A 19,244-nucleotide genomic window follows, 5' to 3' on the forward strand; every position below is an offset into this window, starting at 1 on the left:
GAACCGCTGACTGTGGCCGGAGCCATGCACGACGACCCCACCCACGCGTTGGATGAAGAAGCACAGCGCGCCGCTGGACTGCCGGGTTCGATCGGCCCGTACCGCGTCACCGGGTTGCTGGGCGAGGGCGCGATGGGGCGGGTGTACTTGGCGCGCGAAACCCATCCGGCGCGCGAGGTGGCGATCAAGGTGGTGCGCGGGATTTCCTCTGCCGCGCTGGATCGCTTCCGCCGCGAGATCACCATCCTCGGCCAGCTCGAGCACCCCGGCATCGTTCGGCTCTATGCCGCCGGCGAAGACACGGTCGGCGGGCTGCCGTCGCCATGGTTTGCGCTGGAATACGTGCGTGGTCCCGATTTGCGCGGCTATCTGGAACGCGAACAACCGGACTTGCGGACGCGAATCGGATTGCTGGTCAAGCTGGCGCAGGCGGTGGACTACGCGCATCGGCGCGGGATCGTCCATCGTGACCTGAAGCCGTCGAACATTCTGGTCGATGAGCACGGCCAGCCGAAGATCCTCGATTTCGGCATTGCGCGCCTGCAGGACGAGGCCGAGGCCGGCATGACCCGCGCCGGCCAGGTGATGGGCTCGCTGCCGTACATGGCGCCGGAACAGCTGGAAGGCCATGCCAACGAGGCCGATGCGCGCAGTGACGTGTATGCGCTGGGGGCGATCGGCTACGAGCTGCTGGCGGGCCGCTTGCCGCATCCGGGGCTGTCGACTTCCTCGCTGATCGAAGCGCTGATGATCGTGCGCCGCGAGGAGCCGACCCCGCTCGGGCGCATCAACCGCGCCGCGCGCGGCGACCTCAGTCTGGTGGTGATGAAGGCGCTGGCGTCCGAGCCGTCGCAGCGCTACGACACGGCGGCGGCTTTCGCCGACGATCTGGAAGCGGTGCTGGCCTCGCGCCCGATCAAGGCGCGCGCGCCCACCTGGAGCTACCGCAGCGGCCGCTTCATCCGCCGCAACCGCGCCCTGAGCGCGGCGGTGGCGGTGATCTTCATCTCGCTGGTATCGGCGACCGTCATCAGCACCCTGGCGGCGCAACGCGCCCGCGCGGCCCTGGCCGAATCACAGGCGCGGGCAAATGAATTGCAGGCGGTGAACGGGTTCCTCAACACCATGCTGCAATCGGCCGATCCCGACGAAGGCGAGGGCTCCGACATCAGCCTGCGCGAATGGCTGCAAGCAACGGACCGTGACTTCGAGAATCAGGGCGCCAAGCTGCCGGCGGAGGTCCGGCAGATTCTGGCCACCACGATCGGCGGCGCTTTGCTGCACCTGGGCGAGTCCGAGCGCGCCTACCAGCGGTTCAAGCAGGCGCATGCATTGTCCGTGCGTCGCAATGGCGCCAATGCCGTGGAGACCCTGAGCGCGGCCGCCAACGAGGCGCTGGCACGAGGCGGCATCGGTCAGGTCGATGCGGGTGAGGCGGAACTGCGCCGCATCCTTGCCGTCGCCAAGAACCTGCGCAATGAAAAATTGCAGGTCGAGGTGGGGACCGCGCTGGTGACCTTGCTTGGCAACGCCCACCGCAGCCAGGATGCGCTGGCGGTCTCTGGTTCTGTCCATGAAATGGCCCGCCGGAGCCTGGGCGTGGACGCGCCGGATACCTTGGCGGCCTTGCACAACCACGCCTCGATGCTGTTCACCAGCGGCGACGCCGCCGCTGCCGAGCCGCTTGCGCGGCAGGCCTGGCAGGGCCGCAGCAAGCGTTTTGGGGCCGAGCATCCGCTGACCTTGTACAGCTACAACCTGCTCGGTGCGGTTGAGCAGCAGCTGGGCCATCCCGACCAGGCCGAAGCCATCACCCGGGAAGTGCTGGCGGCCCGACGCAAGAGCCTGGGCGAGACCCACCCTTCGACCCTGACCACGCTCAACAATCTGGTGGTGATCCTGATCCAGCGCGGCAAGCAGGCAGAGGCCGAACCGATGCTGGACCAACTGGTGACCGCCACCCGTGAGCGCTTGGGTCCGAATGCGTCATTGACCTTGAACGCCATGCACGACCGCGCCTACGCGCTGGAGGATTTGGGGCGACTGGATGAATCCGAGACCCAGCTGCGTGAGTTGCTCGAGGCGCTGAAGGGCAAAACCAATCCGCTGCTGTTGATCGTCCGCAATGACCTGGCGTTGCTGCTGTCCAGGCGCGGGCATTACGACGAGGCCATCCCGTTGATGCGCTCGGTACTGGCCGATGGGCCGAAACTGCTGGGGGCGGAAGATCACCCGTTGATGGGCGTCTATCGCAGCAATTTCGGTCGCGTGCTTGGCCGTGCCGGCAAGCGCGAAGACGCGTTGGCGGCGTTTGCTGCCGCCCAGCCGCTGCTGGACGCCAAGCTGGGGCCCGACCACGAGCGCAGCAAACGCAATCGCACGTTTGCCGAAACGGTGCGTGCCGGCGGCAGGCTTGAGTGAGCCGGCTCAGCGGCGCGTCGGGATCGCCACGTCCTGCATCCGGAATGGGATCGACACCAGCTGTCCGCCACGATTGACCTGGACCACGAAGTGCAGGTGCGGGGCGCTGCTGTAGCCGGTGTTGCCGGAGCTGCCGATGCGCTGGCCGACTTCGACCCGCTGGCCCGGCACGACCTGCGCGCCACCAGAGGCGAGGTGGCCGTACAGCGCCATCGTGCCGTCGTCGTGCAGGATGCGGATGAAGTTGGCGCGGGCCGCGTCGCGGGCGTAGTCGAGGCTGCCGCCGCGATAGCCGGTTTCGACCTGCAGCACGATGCCGGCGCGGGCGGCCAGCACCGGGGTGCCGACTGGCGCGGCAAAGTCGAGCGCGTAGCGGTTCTCGTCGCTGTCGTGGCTGAAACGGCCGTCGAAGCCCTGGTCGATGCGCGGCGCGTCCAGCCGCAGCGGCAGCAGGTAGGTGATGTCGCGCGGCTTGGCATTGCTGCTGCCGGGCACGCCGTTCAGACGCAGCTGCATCCTGCCTTCGCGGGCCGGCGGAGGGCGCAGCCGGGTGAGCAGGACGCTGCCGCCTGCCGGCACGCTGGCGCGCGCCGGCAGCGCGGGCTGCGCCTGCGGCCGTGTGCCGGCTTCAACATCGAGGCGGACCTCGATCGGACCAGGCAGCAGGTTGTCGGCCCAGGCCTCATAACTGCCGTCGGTGGCCACGATCCGCAGGCGGGCGACGGCGTCGCGCTGGACGGTGACGGTGGGCACGTCCACGGCCGGCCGCTCGCGGGCCAGCGCGGGCAGGCAGGCATACAGGGCAAGGCAGATCGAAGCAAGGAAACGAGGCCACATCGCGCCAGTATGCCGCAGCCGGTCGCGGCGGCCGAATATGCCATCGCTTCATTCGCATAAAGCGATTGACAATCAGGAAAACCGCGCGCACACTGGCCGAATCCATCAAGACCGGCGGAGGGGCAGGCCCTTTGAAGCCGGGGCAACCGGTGGCTCGCGTGCGAGCCGCAAGGTGCCAATTCCTGCGGGGGCCACGGGCTCGCCGAAAGATGGGTGCGGTCGCAGCACATGCGGCTGCTCCAATGCTTCGGTGGCGCGCTGCCTTTCGGTCTTGCTGGAACCACCCGCACCGGAGCATCGCCGTGAACCTTGCCGAACGCATCGTCGCTTCCAGCCAACCCCTTCCCCGGGCTGCGGGCGCGATGCGTCCGGTGCGGATTTCCGATGCCCAGGTCCGCCGCGGCGGCGTCGATGCCGTGCTCGCGACCTGCCACGCCGGGACCCGGCGCTTGCGCTTGAACTACGAACTGGTCGGGCCGGAAGGCGCGCCGGTGGTGTTCGTGGCCGGTGGCATTTCGGCCAGCCGCCACGTTGCGGCCAATCCGCTGGCCCCCGAGTCGGGCTGGGTGCAGGGCTTGCTGGATCCGGGACGCACGCTCGATCCGTCGCGGCTGCGGGTGCTGGCCTTCGATTACGTCGGCGCCGACGGCAGCATCGATGCGCCGATCGACACCGCCGACCAGGCCGATGCCGTGGCGCTGCTGCTCGACGCGCTCGGGATCGAGTCGCTGGCGAGCTGGGTGGGCTATTCCTACGGCGCGCTGGTGGGCCTGCAGCTGGCGGTGCGGCATCCGCAGCGCCTGCGCCGGCTGGTGGCCGTCAGCGGCGCCCACAAGGCGCATCCGTATGCGGCGGCCTGGCGGGCGCTGCAGCGCAAGGCGGTGGCGCTGGGGCGGTTGCAGTGCGCCGACGCGCAGGGGCTGTCGCTGGCGCGCCAGTTCGCCATGCTCAGCTATCGCACGCCCGAGGAGTTCGCCGAGCGCTTCGATGCGCCGCCGGTCATCTGCAATGGCCAGGTGCGGGTCGCGGCCGAGGACTATCTGGACGCGGCCGGTGCGAAGTTCGTGGCGCGGGTCGGTGAAACCGCCTGGCTGCGGCTGTCGGAATCGATCGACTTGCATCAAGTGGATCCGGCCAAGGTCAATGTGCCGACCACGGTGGTCGCCGTTGAAGGTGATCGGCTGGTGCCGATGGCCGATGCCGTGGCGTTGATCGAAGGTCTGGGCACGCGCGGGCGGCTGCGGGTGCTGCGCTCGCCCTATGGGCACGATGCGTTCCTGAAGGAAATCGACCGCGTCGATGCGCTGCTGGCCACCGAATTGTTCGGTCCCGGCGGACAGTTGACGCCCGGCGCCCACGCGCGCGAATTTTCCGGAGTCGTGGCATGAGTGCAGGTGACGATCCAGCTTCCACCCCCGGCTGTCGTGCCGAAACCCGCGCGGTGCGCGCCGGCATCGACCGCGACAGCGCGTTCGGCGCCGTCACGCCGCCGCTGGTGCTGTCGTCGAACTTCAGCTTCGAAGGTTTCGGCAAGAAGCGGGCCTACGACTACACCCGCAGCGGCAACCCCACCCGCGACCTGCTGGGCGAGGCGCTGGCCGATCTGGAAGGTGGCGCGGGCGGCGTGGTGACGGCCACCGGCATGGGGGCGATTGCGGTGGTGGTCAACGCGCTGCTGTCGCCGGGCGATCGCGTGCTGGTGCCGCACGATTGCTATGGCGGCAGCTGGCGGTTGTTCAATGCGCTGGCGGGCAAGGGCGCATTCGAGAAAACCACCTGCGACCTGACCGACCCGCAGGTCTTCGCCGAGGCCCTGCGCAGCCAGCCGAAGCTGGTCTGGGTGGAAACGCCCTCCAATCCGCTGCTGCGGATCACCGACCTGCGTCATGTGATCGATTCCGCGCACGCCGCCGGCGCGCTGGTGGCGGTCGACAACACGTTCCTGTCGCCGGCCCTGCAGCGGCCGATCGCCGATTTCGGCGCGGACCTCGTGGTGCATTCGACCACCAAGTACATCAATGGCCACAGCGATGTAGTCGGTGGCGCGGTGATCGCACGCGATGCCGGCTTGCACGAGCAACTGGCGTGGTGGGCGAACTGTCTCGGCTTGACCGGATCTCCGTTCGACAGCTTCCTGACCCTGCGCGGCCTGCGCACGCTGGAGGCGCGGCTGCGCGTGCATCAGGAAAACGCGGTAGTGGTCGCCGACCTGCTGGCCGGGCATCCGGCCGTGCGCGCGGTGCATTATCCCGGACTGCTCTCGCATCCCGGGCACACGCTGGCGGCGCGCCAGCAGCGCGGCTTCGGCGCCATGCTGAGCGTGGAGCTGGAGGGCGGAGAGGCGGCCGTGTGCGCGTTCCTCGACGGTCTGCGCTATTTCACCCTGGCCGAATCGCTGGGTGGCGTGGAGAGCCTGGTGGCGCATCCGGCGAGCATGACCCATGCCGCCATGAGCGCCGAGGCCCGCGCCGAAGCGGGGATCCCGGACGGCCTGCTGCGGCTGTCGGTGGGTATCGAACACGGTGATGATCTTGCCGATGATCTGCGCGCGGCGCTGGCGCGTGCACAGGCCGTGGCGCAGGCCGAATTGCGGTGTCGGGCGTGAGCGCGAAGGTGGCGACCTTGCACCGCAGTCGTCTGGCGCCGGCGCGGGTCGCCCTGCTCGGGACCGGCACGGTGGGCAGCGCCGCCTGGGCGCGACTGGCGCACTGGCAGGGCACGCCGCTGGGTGAACGGCTGCGGTTGGTGCACGCCGCCAATTCGCGCTTCGCCTTTGCCGACCCCTCCGGGATTGCCGGCCTGTCGGGTGAAGCGCTGTTGCAGCACCCGCCGCGGCAGGCCGCGCTGGAAGCGGTCGACGTGGCGTTGGCCGGGATCGGCACCCGGATCGTGATCGACGCCACCGCTTCCGAGCAGGTGGCCGAATGCCACGCCCAATGGCTGGCGCGCGGCATCCACGTGGTGACCGCCTGCAAGCTCGGGCAGGGAACTTCGCTGGCGCGCTGGCAGGCGATCCAGGCCGCGCGTCGTGCCGGCGATGCCGACTATGGCGACAGCGCGACGGTCGGCGCCGGGCTGCCGCTGCTGCACGTCATCCGCCGCCTGCAGGCGGGGGGTGACCGCATCCACGCGATTGCCGGGGTGTTGTCCGGGTCGCTGGCCTGGCTGTTCAATGCCTATGACGGCCTGCGCCCGTTTTCCGGTTTCGTGCGCCAGGCCAAGGCGGCCGGCTATACCGAGCCGGATCCGCGCGAAGACCTGTCCGGCGAGGACGTGCGTCGCAAACTGCTGATCCTCGCGCGCGCCTCCGGCTACCTGCTGGAATCGGAGGCGGTACAGGTGGATCCGCTGCTGCCGCCGGAGCTGTTCGCCCTGCCGCGGGATGCCGTGGATGCGGCTCTGCCGGTGCTCGATGCGCCGCTGCGCGAGCGCTATGCGGCGGCCTGGAAGAACGGCGAAAAGCTGCGCTTCGTGGGGCGTTTGCAAACCGGCGGGCTGGCAACGGTGGGGCTGGAAGCGTTGCCGGCCGACCACCCGCTGGTGGGTGGCGGCGGCGCCGACAACCGGGTGGCGATCTGGTCCGACCGCTATGCCGAGCAGCCGCTGGTCGTGCAGGGGCCGGGCGCGGGCGCCGAGGTGACGGCGGCGGCGCTGCTGGATGATGCGCTGGCGATCCAGGCGGCGCGCGCGCGCGACTGAAGCAGGCTGGCGGCCTCAGGCCGTCACGGCGAAGAACTCGGCGATCGGCTGCGGGCGCTGGAAGTAGTAGCCCTGCGCATAGTCCACGCCGATGCTGCGCAGCAGGTCGAGCTGCTGCTCGGTTTCCACCTGCTCGCCGACCGCGCGCATGTCGAGCAGGTGGGCAATTTCGGTGATCGAACGTACCACCGCCTCCGACAGCCCGGGCTGGTCGATGCCGCGCACGAAGCTGCCGTCGACCTTGAGGTAATCCACCTTCAGGTTGCGCAGGTAGCTGAAGGAGCAGAAGCCGGTGCCGAAATCGTCGAGTGCGAACCGGCAGCCGAGGTCGCGCATCTGGGCGATGAAGCGGCGGGTGCGGGTCATGTCGCGCACCACGCTGGTTTCGGTGATCTCGACGCAGACCTGGTCGGCGCGCAGCGGGCTGCGGCGCAGGCGGTGCGCGAGGTAGGTGCCGAAATCCTCGTCCGCCAGGGTGGCGGCGCCGAGGTTGAGATTGCATTGCTGGATTCCGGCGGCCGCATCCGGATGCTTTTCGGCCCAGGCCAGCAGGCTGCCGAGGATGCTGCGGTCCAGCCGCGGGCCGAGCTGGTAGCGCTCGGCGGCGGCGATGAGTTCTGCCGGTGGCCGCACCTGGCCGTCGCGATCGCGCCAGCGCATCAACAGTTCGAAATGCGATTGCGCCGGTTGCGGGGAGCGCAGGTTGACGATCGGCTGGCACCACAGTTCAAAGCGACCTTCGTCGAGCACTTCGCGTGCGATCAGCGCGCTGCGCATTTGCCGGGTGCGCAGTTCCAGGCTTTCCGCGTTCGATTCGGTCAGGAACAGGCGATTGCCGCCTTGCTCCTTGGCCTCGTGGCAGGCGGTGTCGGCCTGCGAGAGCAGCTCGTCGTAGGCAACGTGGGGCGGCTGGCTGGTGGTGATGCCGATACTGGCACTGGTACCCAGGTTCTGGCCCTGCCAGGCCACCCGCGCGGCTTCGATTGAAGCCAGCAGGCGGTTGCAGCGCACGCTGGTGGTGGCGGCATCGGCGGCGGTGAGCACGGTGAATTCATCGCCGCCGGTGTGGGCGATCAGGTCGTCTTCCCTGAATTCGGCACGCACCAAACCGGCGACATGGCGCAGCATCTCGTCGCCGGCCGCGTGGCTGGCCGATTCGTTGATCATCTTGAAGTTGTCCAGGTCGATGTAGACCAGGCACAGGTGCGGTTCATCCTGCGCCAGCCGCGCACGCGCGCGCTCTTCGAAGGCAAACCGGTTGAGAAGGTGGGTCTGGGGGTCCTGGGTGGCGCGAATCCGCAGTGCTTCCATCGCCAGCGCCCGTTCCCGGAACGCCACGGCCATCAGGATCGGAATCACCGAATTGACGATCAGGGACCCCATCATCAGGGTCGTGTCATGCAAGGTTTCCGGCCGCGGGAAGCCCCACAGCCCGAGGCCAAGGGCGAGCGCCATCAGCACCGTCACGCACATGGTGGCAAGCGCGGTGAATTGCGCCGAAAACCGTGCCGCCGACCACAGCAGCAGGGCCAAAGGCAGCACCGAGACGGCCAGCGGGTACATGCTGCCCTGGTCGATGATCCAGATGCCACCGGCCAGCACCAGCGCCAGAACGGCAGTCCACGCCACCCGCTCGCGCAGGCGCCCGGTCATCATCTTGCCTGCGGGGTGCCTGTCTCTGCCGTTGCCGGCACCAAACAGGAGCAGCGCATTCGGCGTGATCGCCGTCACCCCGAGCAGATTGCTCAGCGACCACTGCAGGAAAGCGCGAGGCACCGCTTCGGCGGACACCATGCCGGCGTGCAGCATGCCCAGCGTGCCGATGCCCGCGCTGAACAGGCTGATCACGAAGCCGCCGCGCAACAGCAACAGTCCGTCCTTGATGCGGAACTGCAGTTCCGCATTGCGACTGTGCACGTACAGGCAGGCCATGATGAGCGCCACGTAGTCGGCGCCGATCGAGTAGGGGATGAACAGCGCCGGCACCGGGTTGACGGTCAGGTGCAGCAGCAACTGGGCCAGCGGTACCGCGGGCGCGTAGCGCAGCCCGTAGCGCAGGACGTAGGCAAAGCCAATTCCGGCGGCCGGCCAGAACAGCACCACGTCCGCCGGGGTTTGCAGGTACAGCACGGTGATCGCTGCCCCGACGTAGTAAAGGCCGGTGAGCAGCGCGAAGCGGAGGATCCCCGTGAGTGCCCCGTGCATGGGGGCAGTCTAGACTGGTTCAGCGCCGGTTTGGCAAGTCAAGGTGGTGATTGTCAAGGCGGTGATTGTCTGCGCGGCAGACACGGCCACAGGATCTGGCCGGTCTCAGCACTCGATCACGTTGACCGCGAGCCCGCCGCGGCTGGTTTCCTTGTACTTGTCCTGCATGTCGCGGCCGGTGTCGCGCATGGTCTTGATCACCTTGTCCAGCGAAACCTTGTGGCTGCCGTCGCCGCGCAGGGCCATGCGGCTGGCGTTGATGGCCTTGACCGAGCCCATCGCATTGCGCTCGATGCAGGGGATCTGCACCAGCCCGCCGATCGGGTCGCAGGTCAGGCCGAGGTTGTGCTCCATGCCGATCTCGGCGGCGTTTTCGATCTGCCCCGGGCTGCCGCCCAGCGCCGCGGTCAGGCCGGCCGCGGCCATCGAACAGGCCACGCCGACCTCGCCCTGACAACCCACTTCGGCGCCCGACAGCGAGGCGTTTTCCTTGTACAGGATGCCGACCGCGGCGGCGGTGAGCAGGAAGGTGAAAATGCCGTCCTCGCGTGCCTTGGCGTCTTTCTCGCTGGCGCAGAAGCGCTCGTAATAATGGCCGACCGCCGGCAGGATGCCCGCCGCGCCATTGGTGGGCGCCGTCACCACACGACCACCGGCGGCATTCTCTTCATTGACCGCCAGTGCATACAGGTTGACCCAGTCGAGCACGGTCAACGGGTCGCGCATCGCCGCCTCCGGTCGACCCGACAACTCGGCGTGCAGCGCCGGCGCGCGGCGTGTCACGTGCAGGCCGCCGGGCAGGGTGCCGCTGGCGCGGATGCCGCGCGCCACGCAGTCCTGCATCGCCTGCCAGATTTCGCGCAGGCCGGCGCGGATGTCATCTTCGCTGCGCCAGCATTTTTCGTTTTCCAGCATCAGCTGGGCGATGCTCAGGCCGCTGCTTTGACACTGTGCAAGCAGTTCGTTGCCGTTGTTGAACGGATACGGTAATGGCGTGGTGTCGGCGACGATGCGGTCTTCCGCGGCCTCGTCGGCGTTGACCACGAAGCCACCGCCGACCGAGTAATAGTCGCGGGTCGCGAGCTCGTTGCCGGCGTCGTCGTAGGCGATGAAGCGCATGCCATTGGTATGGAAGGGCAGCTTCTGGCGCTTGTTCATGATCAGGTCGCGCTTCTCGTCAAACGCGATGGCGCGACCGCCGCCCAGGTGCAGCATCTTCTCGCCGCGGATGCGCGCGAGTGCGGCGGGGATGATGTCGGGGTCGATCTGGTTCGGCCAGTGGCCTTCCAGACCCATCAGCACCGCCTTGTCGGTGCCGTGGCCACGCCCGGTCAGGGCCAGCGAGCCGAACACTTCGGCGCGGATGCGCGCGGTGCGCTCCAGCACGCCTTGTTCGATCAGCCAGTTGCTGACGAAACGGGCCGCCGCGCGCATCGGACCGACCGTATGCGAGGAGCTGGGACCGATGCCGATCTTGTACAGGTCGAAGGTCGAAACGGCCATGGCAGCGGGAGGTTCCTGGGGAGCGGCTATTCTATCGGCGGAATGCAGCGGACACGGACGCCAGCGTATGGGCCTGATCCTGTATCAACGCGATGATTGCAATTTGTGCGACCTGGCGCTGGCCGAGCTGGCGAAAGCGCGCGCGCCGGAGTTCGAGTCGGTGTTCCTCGACGACGTGCCGGAGCTGGAGGCGCGCTATGGCCGGCGCGTGCCGGTGCTGCGCGATGATGTGCGCGATGTGGAGCTGGACTGGCCGTTCAACGTGGAGGCGGTGCGCGGATTTCTTGCGGCGGGCCGGGGCTGAGAGAAGAACACTTGCACACGATGTGGTCGGGCAGGATCGGATGCCCTTGGGCGTGAACCTTCCACGGGACTTGCCTCAGCCCTGACTCTGGCCCGCAGGCCACGCTTGCATCTGCACCTGCGCATCGCCAGCATGGGCCAGAACGAGTGGATTTCGAGGCGGCCGCAAAGATGCAGGGGATGCGTCAAGCCGTGGTGGCGTTGTGCCTGTGGCTGCTGTGCGCCAGCGCGCTGGCGGGCGTGCCGCAGCGACCGCGGTTCCGCATCGTCGGGCCAACGCAAGGCCTGCCGTCCACCGACATCAAGGCGCTCGCGCATGATCGCGACGGCTATCTGTGGATCGGCACCGCCGACGGGCTGGCGCGCTACGACGGCGTCGGCATGCGGGTCTGGCGCAATGATCCGGAGCATCCCGAAGGCCTGCCCGGCAACAACGTGCAGGCCCTGCTGGTGGATGCATCGGATCGGGTCTGGGTGGCGGTGGAAGGGGCCGGGGTCAGCGTGCTGGATGCCAGCCGGCGCGGTTTCATCCATTACCGCATGGCCGACCAACCGGCGCTGGCCAGCGACGATGTCTGGGCCATGGCCAGGCAGGGCGAGGCGGTCTGGCTCGGCACCTTCGGCGGCGGCGTCACGCGGGTGCTGCCCGGTGGGCAGATGCGCACCTGGACCAAGGCGCAGGGCGGCCTGCCCGCCGACGTCGTGTTGGCGCTGGCGGTCGATGGCCAAGGCGTGCTGTGGGCGGGCACCACGGCCGGGCTGGCGCGGCTCGAAGGCGAACGCTTCGTGGCCGTCCCGCTGCCCGAAGAGGACGGCAAGCAGCTGATCTATTCCCTGGCAACGCAAACGGATGGTCTGTGGGTTGGCGGCGCGCAGGGAGTCTGGCAGCGCCACGGCGGCGGCTGGACGCGCCCGGCGTGGTCGCCGATGTTCGAACGCCCCAACGCCATGCTTTCGATCCTGAGCCTGCCGGAGGGAGAGCACTGGATCGGCAGTCAGCGTGGTTTGTGGCATCAGCAGGCCGAGCAGCCGCCGGTGCCGGTGCCGCTGGGCGGCCCGGACATTCCGCGCGCGATCAGCTCCCTGCTGCGCGAGCGCGGTGCCGCGCTGTGGACGCCGGTGCTCGGTCGCGGCCTTGGCTACCTGCGTTCGGACTGGCGCCAGCTCGCGGAACTGCGCGGCAGCGAGGATGGCCTGCAAGGGGCGATGTACCGTGCGCTGGCCAAGGCGGCCAATGGCGGTATCTGGATGGGTGGGATGGACGGTCGGGTCGAGCACATGGACGTGCGCGGCCAGGTGGCGTCGCTGCCCGAGGATGCGCTCGAGCGCCTGCGCAGCGTCAAGTCGGTGGCCATCGCCGAGGATGTCGGGCACCGGCTGTGGTTGGCGCACCGCAATGGCTTGATCCGGATCGGCCACGATGGGGCGATCGACGAGTGGACCTCGGACGATGCCGTCGATCCGGTTCCGGTGGGGCAGATCGCCTGGCTGCTGAACGCCGGTGATGGCACGCTGTGGCTGGCCGCCCCGGTCGGCGGGGTCCAGCAACGCGATCCTGACACCGGCCATGTGCTGCTCGACCTGCCGGCGGGCGCGGCCAGTGGCCTGGGTGAGGCCGACATCGAATCGATGGTGCTGGCGCCGTCGGGTGTGCCGTGGATCGCAGGCGCCGCCGGCATCCTGCGATTCGATTCCGCGGCCAGGCGTTTCGTTCCGGTGTCGGCACTGGGCAAGACCCGCGTCTATGCGCTGGCCTTCGATGGCCCGGATCGCCTGTGGTTGCAGCGACTGTCCGGATTGGAGGGCTACCGTCGCAACGGTGGTGACTGGCAGTTGACCACGCGCGTCGATGCCCGCCGCGGGATGCCGGCGGTGGCTGCGGCGGCGCTGCTGGTGGATGGCGCACATCGGGTCTGGTTGACCAGCTCGCGCGGCCTGTATCGCTGGGATCCGCAGCGCAACGTCTTGCGCCATCCCGGTGCCCAGGACGAGACCAGCAGCGAGGAATATCTGGAACGCGCGGCGGTGCTCCGCGATGACGGCGTGCTGGTGGCCGCGACCGCCGATGGCGGCCTGCGCCTGATCGATACCCGGATGGCGGATGCCGCGCCGATGCGGCCGGTACTGCGCTTCGATGCCGTGGCCGTGCGCCGCAACGGCGGCTGGCAGGATCTGCCCATGCGCAGCGACTTGCGGCTGGCCGCCAGCGACCGTGAGCTGCGCATCCGCGCACGCCTGCTGGCCTTTGACGATCCGTCGGCGAACCGCTACTGGTCCCGGCTCGACGGTTTCGACCACGATTGGGTGGCGTTGGGGAACAGCGGCGAGCGCGTGTTCACCGCGCTGGCGCCGGGCCGCTACGTCGTGCGCGTGCGGGCGCAGGATGCCGCCGGCAACGTGGCCGCCGAGCAGCGAATGTCCCTCGTGGTGCTGCCGCCCTGGTGGCGCAGCGGCTGGGCGATCGCCGCGTATGCGCTGCTGGGCCTGCTGGCGCTGGCCGCGTCGGCTTTGGCCTATCGCGCACGTCTGAAGCGACGGCATGCCTGGCAGCTGGCCGAACACAAGCGCGCGCTGGCCGAGCAGGCCTCGGAGGCGAAGTCGCGGTTCCTGGCGACGCTGGGCCATGAGGTGCGTACGCCGATGACCGGGGTGCTGGGCATGACTGAACTGCTGCAGTCCACCCGGTTGGACCCGAGCCAGCGCAGCCATGTCGATGCCATCCGCCGCGCCGGCGAGCACCTGCTGCGGCTGGTCAACGATGCGCTGGATCTGGCCCGGATCGAAGCGGGCAAGCTGCAGCTGACCAACGCGGACTTCGCGCTGCGGCCGCTGCTGGACGACATCGCCGGGCTGATGGCGCCGGTGGCCGAGCGCAAGGGCCTGGTCTATGTCGAGCAACTCGGGAAGGAGTCGCCGGCGATCCTCCACGGCGACCGTACCCGGATCCAGCAGATCCTGCTCAACCTGATCGGCAATGCGGTGAAATTCACCGCCATCGGCCACGTCGCGGTGGAAACCTCGGGCTTGCAGCCGCAGGGCGTGCGCTTCACCGTTTCCGACACCGGCCCGGGCTTGAGTGACGAGCAGCGCCAGCGGCTGTTCCGCCGCTTCGAGCAGGCTGAAGGCGCACGCACCGCAGCGCGGTATGGCGGCAGCGGGCTGGGGCTGGCGATCTCGCAGGAGCTGGCGGCGGCGATGGGCGGGCGGATCGCGGTCGAAAGCGAGGTGGGCAAGGGCACCCGCTTCATCGTCGATCTGCCCTTGCCCGGCGGGGGCGATCCGGCCGCGGCAAGCCATGCCGTCGCGCCGGGTGCGGTGCGAAGCGATTCGCCGCTGCGGCTGCTCCTGGTCGAAGACGATCCGATCGTGGCGGAAACCCTCGCTGGTCTGCTGCGGGCGCAAGGGCATGCGGTCGTGCATGTGGCGCACGGGCTGGGCGCCCTGGCCGAAATTGCCACCGGGCAGTTCGACGCCGCCCTGCTGGATCTGGACCTGCCCGGCATGGACGGTCTTGCCTTGGCACGGATGTTGCGCGCCCAAGGGTTCCGTGCGCCGTTGTTGGCGGTGACGGCACGTTCCGATCCGAACGCGGAAGCGCAGGCGCACGCTGCCGGCTTCGATGCTTTCCTGCGCAAGCCGGTCAGTGGCGAACAGCTGGCCGCAGCGCTGGCTTCGTTGCCCTGATCGCGGAGGATTCGTCCTGACGTGCGCGGTTGGTGCGGGATCTAGCGCGCGCTGTAGCGATGCACCTCGTCCACCAGCACCGCAACGTGCTCCGGGTTCATGTCCGGCGACATGCCGTGGCCGAGGTTGAACACGTGGCCCTCGCGTGAACCGCCGTTGCCGTCGCGGTAGCTGTCCAGCGCCATGCGCACCTGCGCGCGTACTGCATCGGGGCTGCCGTACAGCATCGCCGGATCGAGATTGCCCTGCAGCGCCACCCGGCCGTTCGCGCGCCGCGCCGCGTCTTCCAGCGTCACCGTCCAGTCCACCCCGATGGCATCGGCGCCGGAGTCGAACAGCGCATCCAGATGCGGCGCATTGCCTTTGCCGAACAGGATCAGCGGAGTGTGTGCGCCGGTGTCCGTTCGTGGTGAGTCTCCCCCCGTTCGTGGTGAGCCTGTCGAACCACGGGCGGGGGCACCCGAATCCATCGCGCGCGCGATACGCGTGAGATACGGCAGTGAAAACTCACGGTACATCGAAGGTGACAAGGTGCCGCCCCAGGTGTCGAACACCTGCAAGGCCTGCGCGCCGGCGGCGCGTTGTGCGGACAGGTAGGCGATCACCGCGTCGGTGACGACGCCCAGCAGCTTGTGCATCGCTGCCGGCTCATTCAGCGCCAGCGCCTTGACCCTGCCCCATTCCTTGCTGCCGCCGCCTTCGACCATGTAGCAGGCGAGCGTCCACGGGCTGCCGGAAAAACCGATCAGCGGCACGCTGCCATCCAGCTCGCGGCGGATCAGGCGCACCGCGTCCATCACGTAGCGCAGCTCGGTCTCCATGTCCGGCACCGCCAGCCGGTCGATGTCGGCAGGGCTGCGCACCGGGCGCTCGAACTTCGGGCCTTCGCCATCGATGAAGTACAGCCCCAGTCCCATCGCATTGGGCACGGTGAGGATGTCGGAAAACAGGATCGCCGCATCCAGATCGAACCGGCGCAGCGGCTGCAAGGTCACCTCGCAGGCCAGTTCCGGGGTCATCGCCATCGCCAGGAAGCTGCCAGCCTGGGCGCGGGTGGCGCGGTATTCCGGCAGGTAGCGGCCGGCCTGGCGCATCAGCCACACCGGCGTGCAGTCCACGGGTTCACGGCGCAGCGCGCGCAGGAAGCGATCATTCTTCAAATGCACGGAATACTCCATTCAGCGCGGCGCCTCGGCGCCTTGCGCGAACATCAGTTGGAAACCTTTCTTCAGCTGTGCGTCGCGCTCCTTTTCCAGCGCGACCATCGCGCTGGTCTGATCCGCGAACATCGAGCGTCGCAGCGTGCTGCGGCCGCCGGTCTGGCCAGTTTCGCGCAGCAGCTCCCAGCCGCCCAGCAGGTCGGGCTGGAGCTGGAGCTGGACGAAGCGCGGGGCTTCGCGGCCGTCGGGGCGTTGTTGCAGCAGCAGGCGCATGGGGAAATTGTAGCCGCAACACAGACAGGAGCCGTGCAGTCGCGAGGCGCTGCTGGCTGAACCGAAGCGCGTCGCTTGATGCAGCGCACGGAATTCGGCCGCGCTATCGGCGTACCATGGGCCGCCGCGAAATCACGGATCCCCCGCCTTGACCGTCGCCAGCACCCGAACGATCGGCAAACCACCCCGGTGGCGACGCGTCCTGCACTGGCTGGTCGGCCTGTCCTTGGCGCTTGGCCTGTTGTATATCGGTATCCGCCACTATCACGTCGAACATCGCCTCACGGCGTGGTGGCAGGATCCGAAGGCCGAGGATGCGTCGCCTGGCCAGCTGCAGGCGTATGTGACGGAGATCGACGCGCTGCCGCTGCCCGGCGTGCTGAATCTGTCCGGACTGGCTTGGGATGATGAAGCGGGCCATCTGGTCGCGGTGCTCAACAAGCCGCCGACCCTGCTGGTCCTGGATCGCGACGGCAACCAGTTGGCGACTTACCGGCTGCGCGATTTCCATGACACCGAAGGCATTGCGGCGCTGGGCGAAGGCTGGTTTGCGGTAGCCGAGGAGCGCCGGGCGCAGCTCGCGTTTTTCCATGCGCCGGCGGGTCGCGGGAACGGCGAAATCGACCATGCCGACGCGGTGATCCTGAATCTCGACCTGCATCCGTCCGATCCCCTGAACAAGGGTTTCGAGGGGCTGGCCTACGACCCCAATGCCGATGTGCTGTTCGTGGTGCGCGAAGACTCGCCGGTGCGGCTCTACGAAATCGCCGGCCTGGCTGCGCTGCGTCGGACCGGCAGCATGCAGGCGTTGCGCATCCGCGACCGCAGCAGCCTGCTCGCCAACCTGCGCCCCAGCGATGACCTGTCGTCGGTGGAAGTGGATCCCCACAGCGGTCATTTGCTCCTGCTCAGCGAACGCGGGCAGCGGCTGACCGAAGTGCGTCGCGATGGCAGCGTCGCCGGCGTGCGGCACTTTGGTGGCGTGCTCGGCGAGGAGACGCCGATGCCGCGGCCCGAGGGCGTGACGATGGCGCCGGATCGCAGCCTGTTCGTGGTCAGCGAGCCCAATCTGTTCTACCGATTCGCCCCGGTGACGATGACGTCCGACCACGTCAAGGCGGCGCCGTAGCCGGACGATTGCTGCGCTGGGTCGAAAACTCCGGGCCGAAAATCGTGCCGTGGCAGCGACCGCTCTGGTCGTTCAGTCGCGCAGTGCTGCCAAAACGTGCTCGGGACCCACGTCGGCCACCACGCGGGCTTGGCCGGGGCCGTCCCACAGGATGAAACGCAGCCCGCTGGCCTGCGTTTTCTTGTCCAGCCGCATCCGTGCCAGCAGGGCTTCGGGATCGAGGCCGGGCGGTATCTCCGTCGGCAGGCCGAAACCATCGAGCAGGCTTCGCAGCGACTCGGCGTCACCGATCGAGGCCATGCCGAGCGCCGCCGACAACCGCGCTGCCAGCAGCATGCCCACCGCCACCGCCTCGCCGTGGTTGAGGCCATCGGCATAGCCCTGTTCGGCCTCGATCGCATGGCCAAAGGTGTGACCGAAATTGAGCAGGGCGCGTTCGCCATGTTCGAACGGATCACGCTCGGTGATCGCGGCCTTGTGCGTGCAACTGCGGGCGATGGCCTCGGCCAGCGCGGCGGCGTCGCCGGCCAGCAGGGCATCGCAATGGGCAGCAAGCCAGTGCAGGAAATCGGCATCGATGATCGCACCGTATTTGATGACCTCCGCCAAGCCCGCACGCAGTTCGCGCGGCGGCAGCGTGCGCAGGCTGGTGGTGTCGGCGATCACCGCGCGCGGCGGATGGAAGGCACCGACCAGGTTCTTGCCCTGCGGGATATCCACCGCGGTCTTGCCACCGACCGAGGAATCCACCATCGCCAGCAGCGTGGTCGGCAATTGCACGACATCGATCCCGCGCATCCAGCAGGCGGCGGCAAAGCCGGCCAGGTCGCCGACCACGCCACCGCCCAGCGCAAACACGCAGGCGTCGCGGGTGGCGCCGAGCGCGGCCAGGGCGTCGATGACGGCGCCGAAGTTGTCCAGCGTCTTGTACGCTTCCCCGACGGGGATGACGTGGCGGGCGATGCGCAACTCTGGGCGTGCGGTTTGCAGCGCGGCTTCGACGCGATCGGCATACAACGGCGTGACGTGGGCATCGCTGACGATCAGGGCATGCCGCCCGCGCAGCGTCGAGGCCAGCAGGGCGCCGTCGTCAAGCAGGTCGGTACCGACGTGGATGCGGTAGGGCGTGCTGCCGCCGACATCGACGGTATGCGGTGAGGTGCTCATGGTCGGGCTTGCTTGCCGGGCAAATCGCACAGCTGTGGCAGACGCAGCGCCAGGGCGGCCGCGAGCTGTTCGGAGGTCTGCGCGCTGGTGTCCACGGTGAGATCGGCCAGCGCGCGGTACAGCGGTTCACGCCGGGCTTGCAGGCGCGCCAGCTGGCCCGCCGGATCGGCGTGATCCAGCAGCGGACGGTTGTGGTCACCGGCGACCCGGCGCAGCTGCTCGTCGGGGTGGATGTGCAGGTAGATCACGAAACCCGCTGCACGGATGGCCTCGCGATTGGCATCCGCGAGCACGATGCCGCCACCGGTGGCGATGACCGCAGGTGGTTCCTGCAAGGCGGCCAGCAGGGCGGCGGTTTCGCGGCTGCGAAAACCGGCTTCGCCCTCGGCCTCGAAAATGGCGGGGATCGACAGGCCGGTCGCCGCCACGATGCGCGCGTCCACGTCGATGAAGCCCAGTCCCAGCCGCGCCGCCAGCGCCTGGCCAAGGGTGCTCTTGCCGCTGCCCATCGGGCCGATCAGGAGGATGTGGGATGCTTGCTGCATTGCCGCATGCTAGCAGCGAATGACGCGCGTTTAACCCGCGTCGTGAGAGGTTCCGGTTTCCGGTCGCATTCCGCGTCCGCTCACCGAGGAGCCTGACATGTCCGTTGCCAAGGTCATTGAACTCACTGCATCGTCGCCGGCCGGAATCGAACAAGCCGTCGCCGCCGGGCTGAAGAAATGCTCGGAATCGGTGAAAAACATCCAGGGGGCCTGGGTCAATGACGTCAAGGTCGTCACCGACGGCGCCGGCAACGTGCAGGAATGGCGGGTCAACCTGCGGATCACCTTCGTGGTGGAGTGAGGCCAGACGCGATGGTG

15 protein-coding genes and 1 riboswitch are annotated in these 19,244 nt (G+C 68.5%); of the genes, 8 read left to right on the forward strand and 7 right to left on the reverse strand.

Going from position 1 to position 19,244, the window contains the following annotated elements:
- The first annotated feature begins 24 nt into the window (after positions 1-24).
- Positions 25-2,421, forward strand: a complete 2,397-nt coding sequence (locus tag M9902_RS08780; protein ID WP_297222305.1) for a serine/threonine-protein kinase — start codon at positions 25-27, stop codon at positions 2,419-2,421.
- A gap of 6 nt (positions 2,422-2,427) precedes the next feature.
- Here the strand turns inward: M9902_RS08780 and M9902_RS08785 are convergent, their stop codons facing one another.
- Entirely contained in the window at positions 2,428-3,258 is an 831-nt protein-coding gene (locus tag M9902_RS08785; RefSeq protein WP_297222307.1) for a M23 family metallopeptidase, read from the reverse strand.
- Positions 3,259-3,357: 99 nt separating this feature from the next.
- Positions 3,358-3,474: riboswitch (SAM riboswitch) on the forward strand.
- A gap of 86 nt (positions 3,475-3,560) precedes the next feature.
- On the opposite strand from M9902_RS08785, the gene M9902_RS08790 reads away from it, so the two are divergent.
- From M9902_RS08790 to M9902_RS08800, 3 genes are read left to right on the forward strand one after another with little or no spacing between them, the layout of a single operon-like run.
- Positions 3,561-4,646: a homoserine O-succinyltransferase gene (locus M9902_RS08790; protein WP_297222309.1), complete on the forward strand. Its 1,086-nt coding sequence runs from the start codon at positions 3,561-3,563 to the stop codon at positions 4,644-4,646.
- Entirely contained in the window at positions 4,643-5,863 is a 1,221-nt protein-coding gene (gene metB, locus M9902_RS08795; protein ID WP_297222311.1) for a cystathionine gamma-synthase, read from the forward strand. Before M9902_RS08790 ends, metB begins: the two co-directional genes overlap by 4 nt.
- Complete coding sequence (locus M9902_RS08800; protein WP_297222313.1) at positions 5,860-6,957, forward strand: homoserine dehydrogenase; 1,098 nt, start codon at positions 5,860-5,862, stop codon at positions 6,955-6,957. Before metB ends, M9902_RS08800 begins: the two co-directional genes overlap by 4 nt.
- A gap of 15 nt (positions 6,958-6,972) precedes the next feature.
- On the opposite strand, the gene M9902_RS08805 is transcribed toward M9902_RS08800, so the two are convergent.
- Positions 6,973-9,162 (reverse strand): EAL domain-containing protein, encoded by a 2,190-nt coding sequence (locus tag M9902_RS08805; protein WP_297222315.1) that lies wholly within the window; start codon positions 9,160-9,162, stop codon positions 6,973-6,975.
- Positions 9,163-9,267: 105 nt separating this feature from the next.
- Complete coding sequence (locus M9902_RS08810) at positions 9,268-10,665, reverse strand: L-serine ammonia-lyase (RefSeq protein WP_297222317.1); 1,398 nt, start codon at positions 10,663-10,665, stop codon at positions 9,268-9,270.
- 67 nt (positions 10,666-10,732) lie between these two features.
- On the opposite strand from M9902_RS08810, the gene M9902_RS08815 reads away from it, so the two are divergent.
- Positions 10,733-10,969, forward strand: a complete 237-nt coding sequence (locus M9902_RS08815) for a glutaredoxin family protein (protein WP_297222319.1) — start codon at positions 10,733-10,735, stop codon at positions 10,967-10,969.
- A gap of 179 nt (positions 10,970-11,148) precedes the next feature.
- Positions 11,149-14,652: a hybrid sensor histidine kinase/response regulator gene (locus M9902_RS08820; RefSeq protein ID WP_297222321.1), complete on the forward strand. Its 3,504-nt coding sequence runs from the start codon at positions 11,149-11,151 to the stop codon at positions 14,650-14,652.
- Between the two features lie 41 nt (positions 14,653-14,693).
- Here M9902_RS08820 and hemE read toward each other — a convergent pair whose 3' ends face one another.
- Together hemE and M9902_RS08830 are read right to left on the reverse strand one after the other, a co-directional pair.
- Positions 14,694-15,812: a uroporphyrinogen decarboxylase gene (gene hemE / locus M9902_RS08825; RefSeq protein ID WP_297222363.1), complete on the reverse strand. Its 1,119-nt coding sequence runs from the start codon at positions 15,810-15,812 to the stop codon at positions 14,694-14,696.
- 18 nt (positions 15,813-15,830) lie between these two features.
- A complete protein-coding gene (locus tag M9902_RS08830) occupies positions 15,831-16,085 on the reverse strand; it encodes a WGR domain-containing protein (protein WP_297172699.1) in 255 nt (84 codons plus the stop codon).
- A 148-nt stretch (positions 16,086-16,233) separates the two neighbouring features.
- Here M9902_RS08830 and M9902_RS08835 point away from each other — a divergent pair, with 148 nt between their 5' ends.
- Positions 16,234-17,214 carry an SdiA-regulated domain-containing protein gene (locus M9902_RS08835; RefSeq protein ID WP_297222323.1) on the forward strand — a complete coding sequence of 327 codons (981 nt, stop codon included), beginning with the start codon at positions 16,234-16,236 and terminating at the stop codon, positions 17,212-17,214.
- A gap of 72 nt (positions 17,215-17,286) precedes the next feature.
- On the opposite strand, the gene aroB is transcribed toward M9902_RS08835, so the two are convergent.
- Complete coding sequence (aroB, locus tag M9902_RS08840; RefSeq protein ID WP_297222325.1) at positions 17,287-18,381, reverse strand: 3-dehydroquinate synthase; 1,095 nt, start codon at positions 18,379-18,381, stop codon at positions 17,287-17,289.
- Positions 18,378-18,926 (reverse strand): shikimate kinase, encoded by a 549-nt coding sequence (locus tag M9902_RS08845; protein ID WP_297222327.1) that lies wholly within the window; start codon positions 18,924-18,926, stop codon positions 18,378-18,380. The genes aroB and M9902_RS08845 overlap by 4 nt, the downstream gene beginning before the upstream one ends.
- Before the next feature lie 97 nt (positions 18,927-19,023).
- Here M9902_RS08845 and M9902_RS08850 point away from each other — a divergent pair, with 97 nt between their 5' ends.
- On the forward strand, positions 19,024-19,227 hold the full coding sequence (locus tag M9902_RS08850; protein ID WP_297172688.1) for a dodecin family protein: 204 nt from the start codon (positions 19,024-19,026) through the stop codon (positions 19,225-19,227).
- Positions 19,228-19,244: the final 17 nt, after the last annotated feature.

This window comes from Thermomonas sp., from assembly GCF_023953935.1.
In the GTDB taxonomy this organism is placed as follows: Bacteria; Pseudomonadota; Gammaproteobacteria; order Xanthomonadales; family Xanthomonadaceae; genus Thermomonas.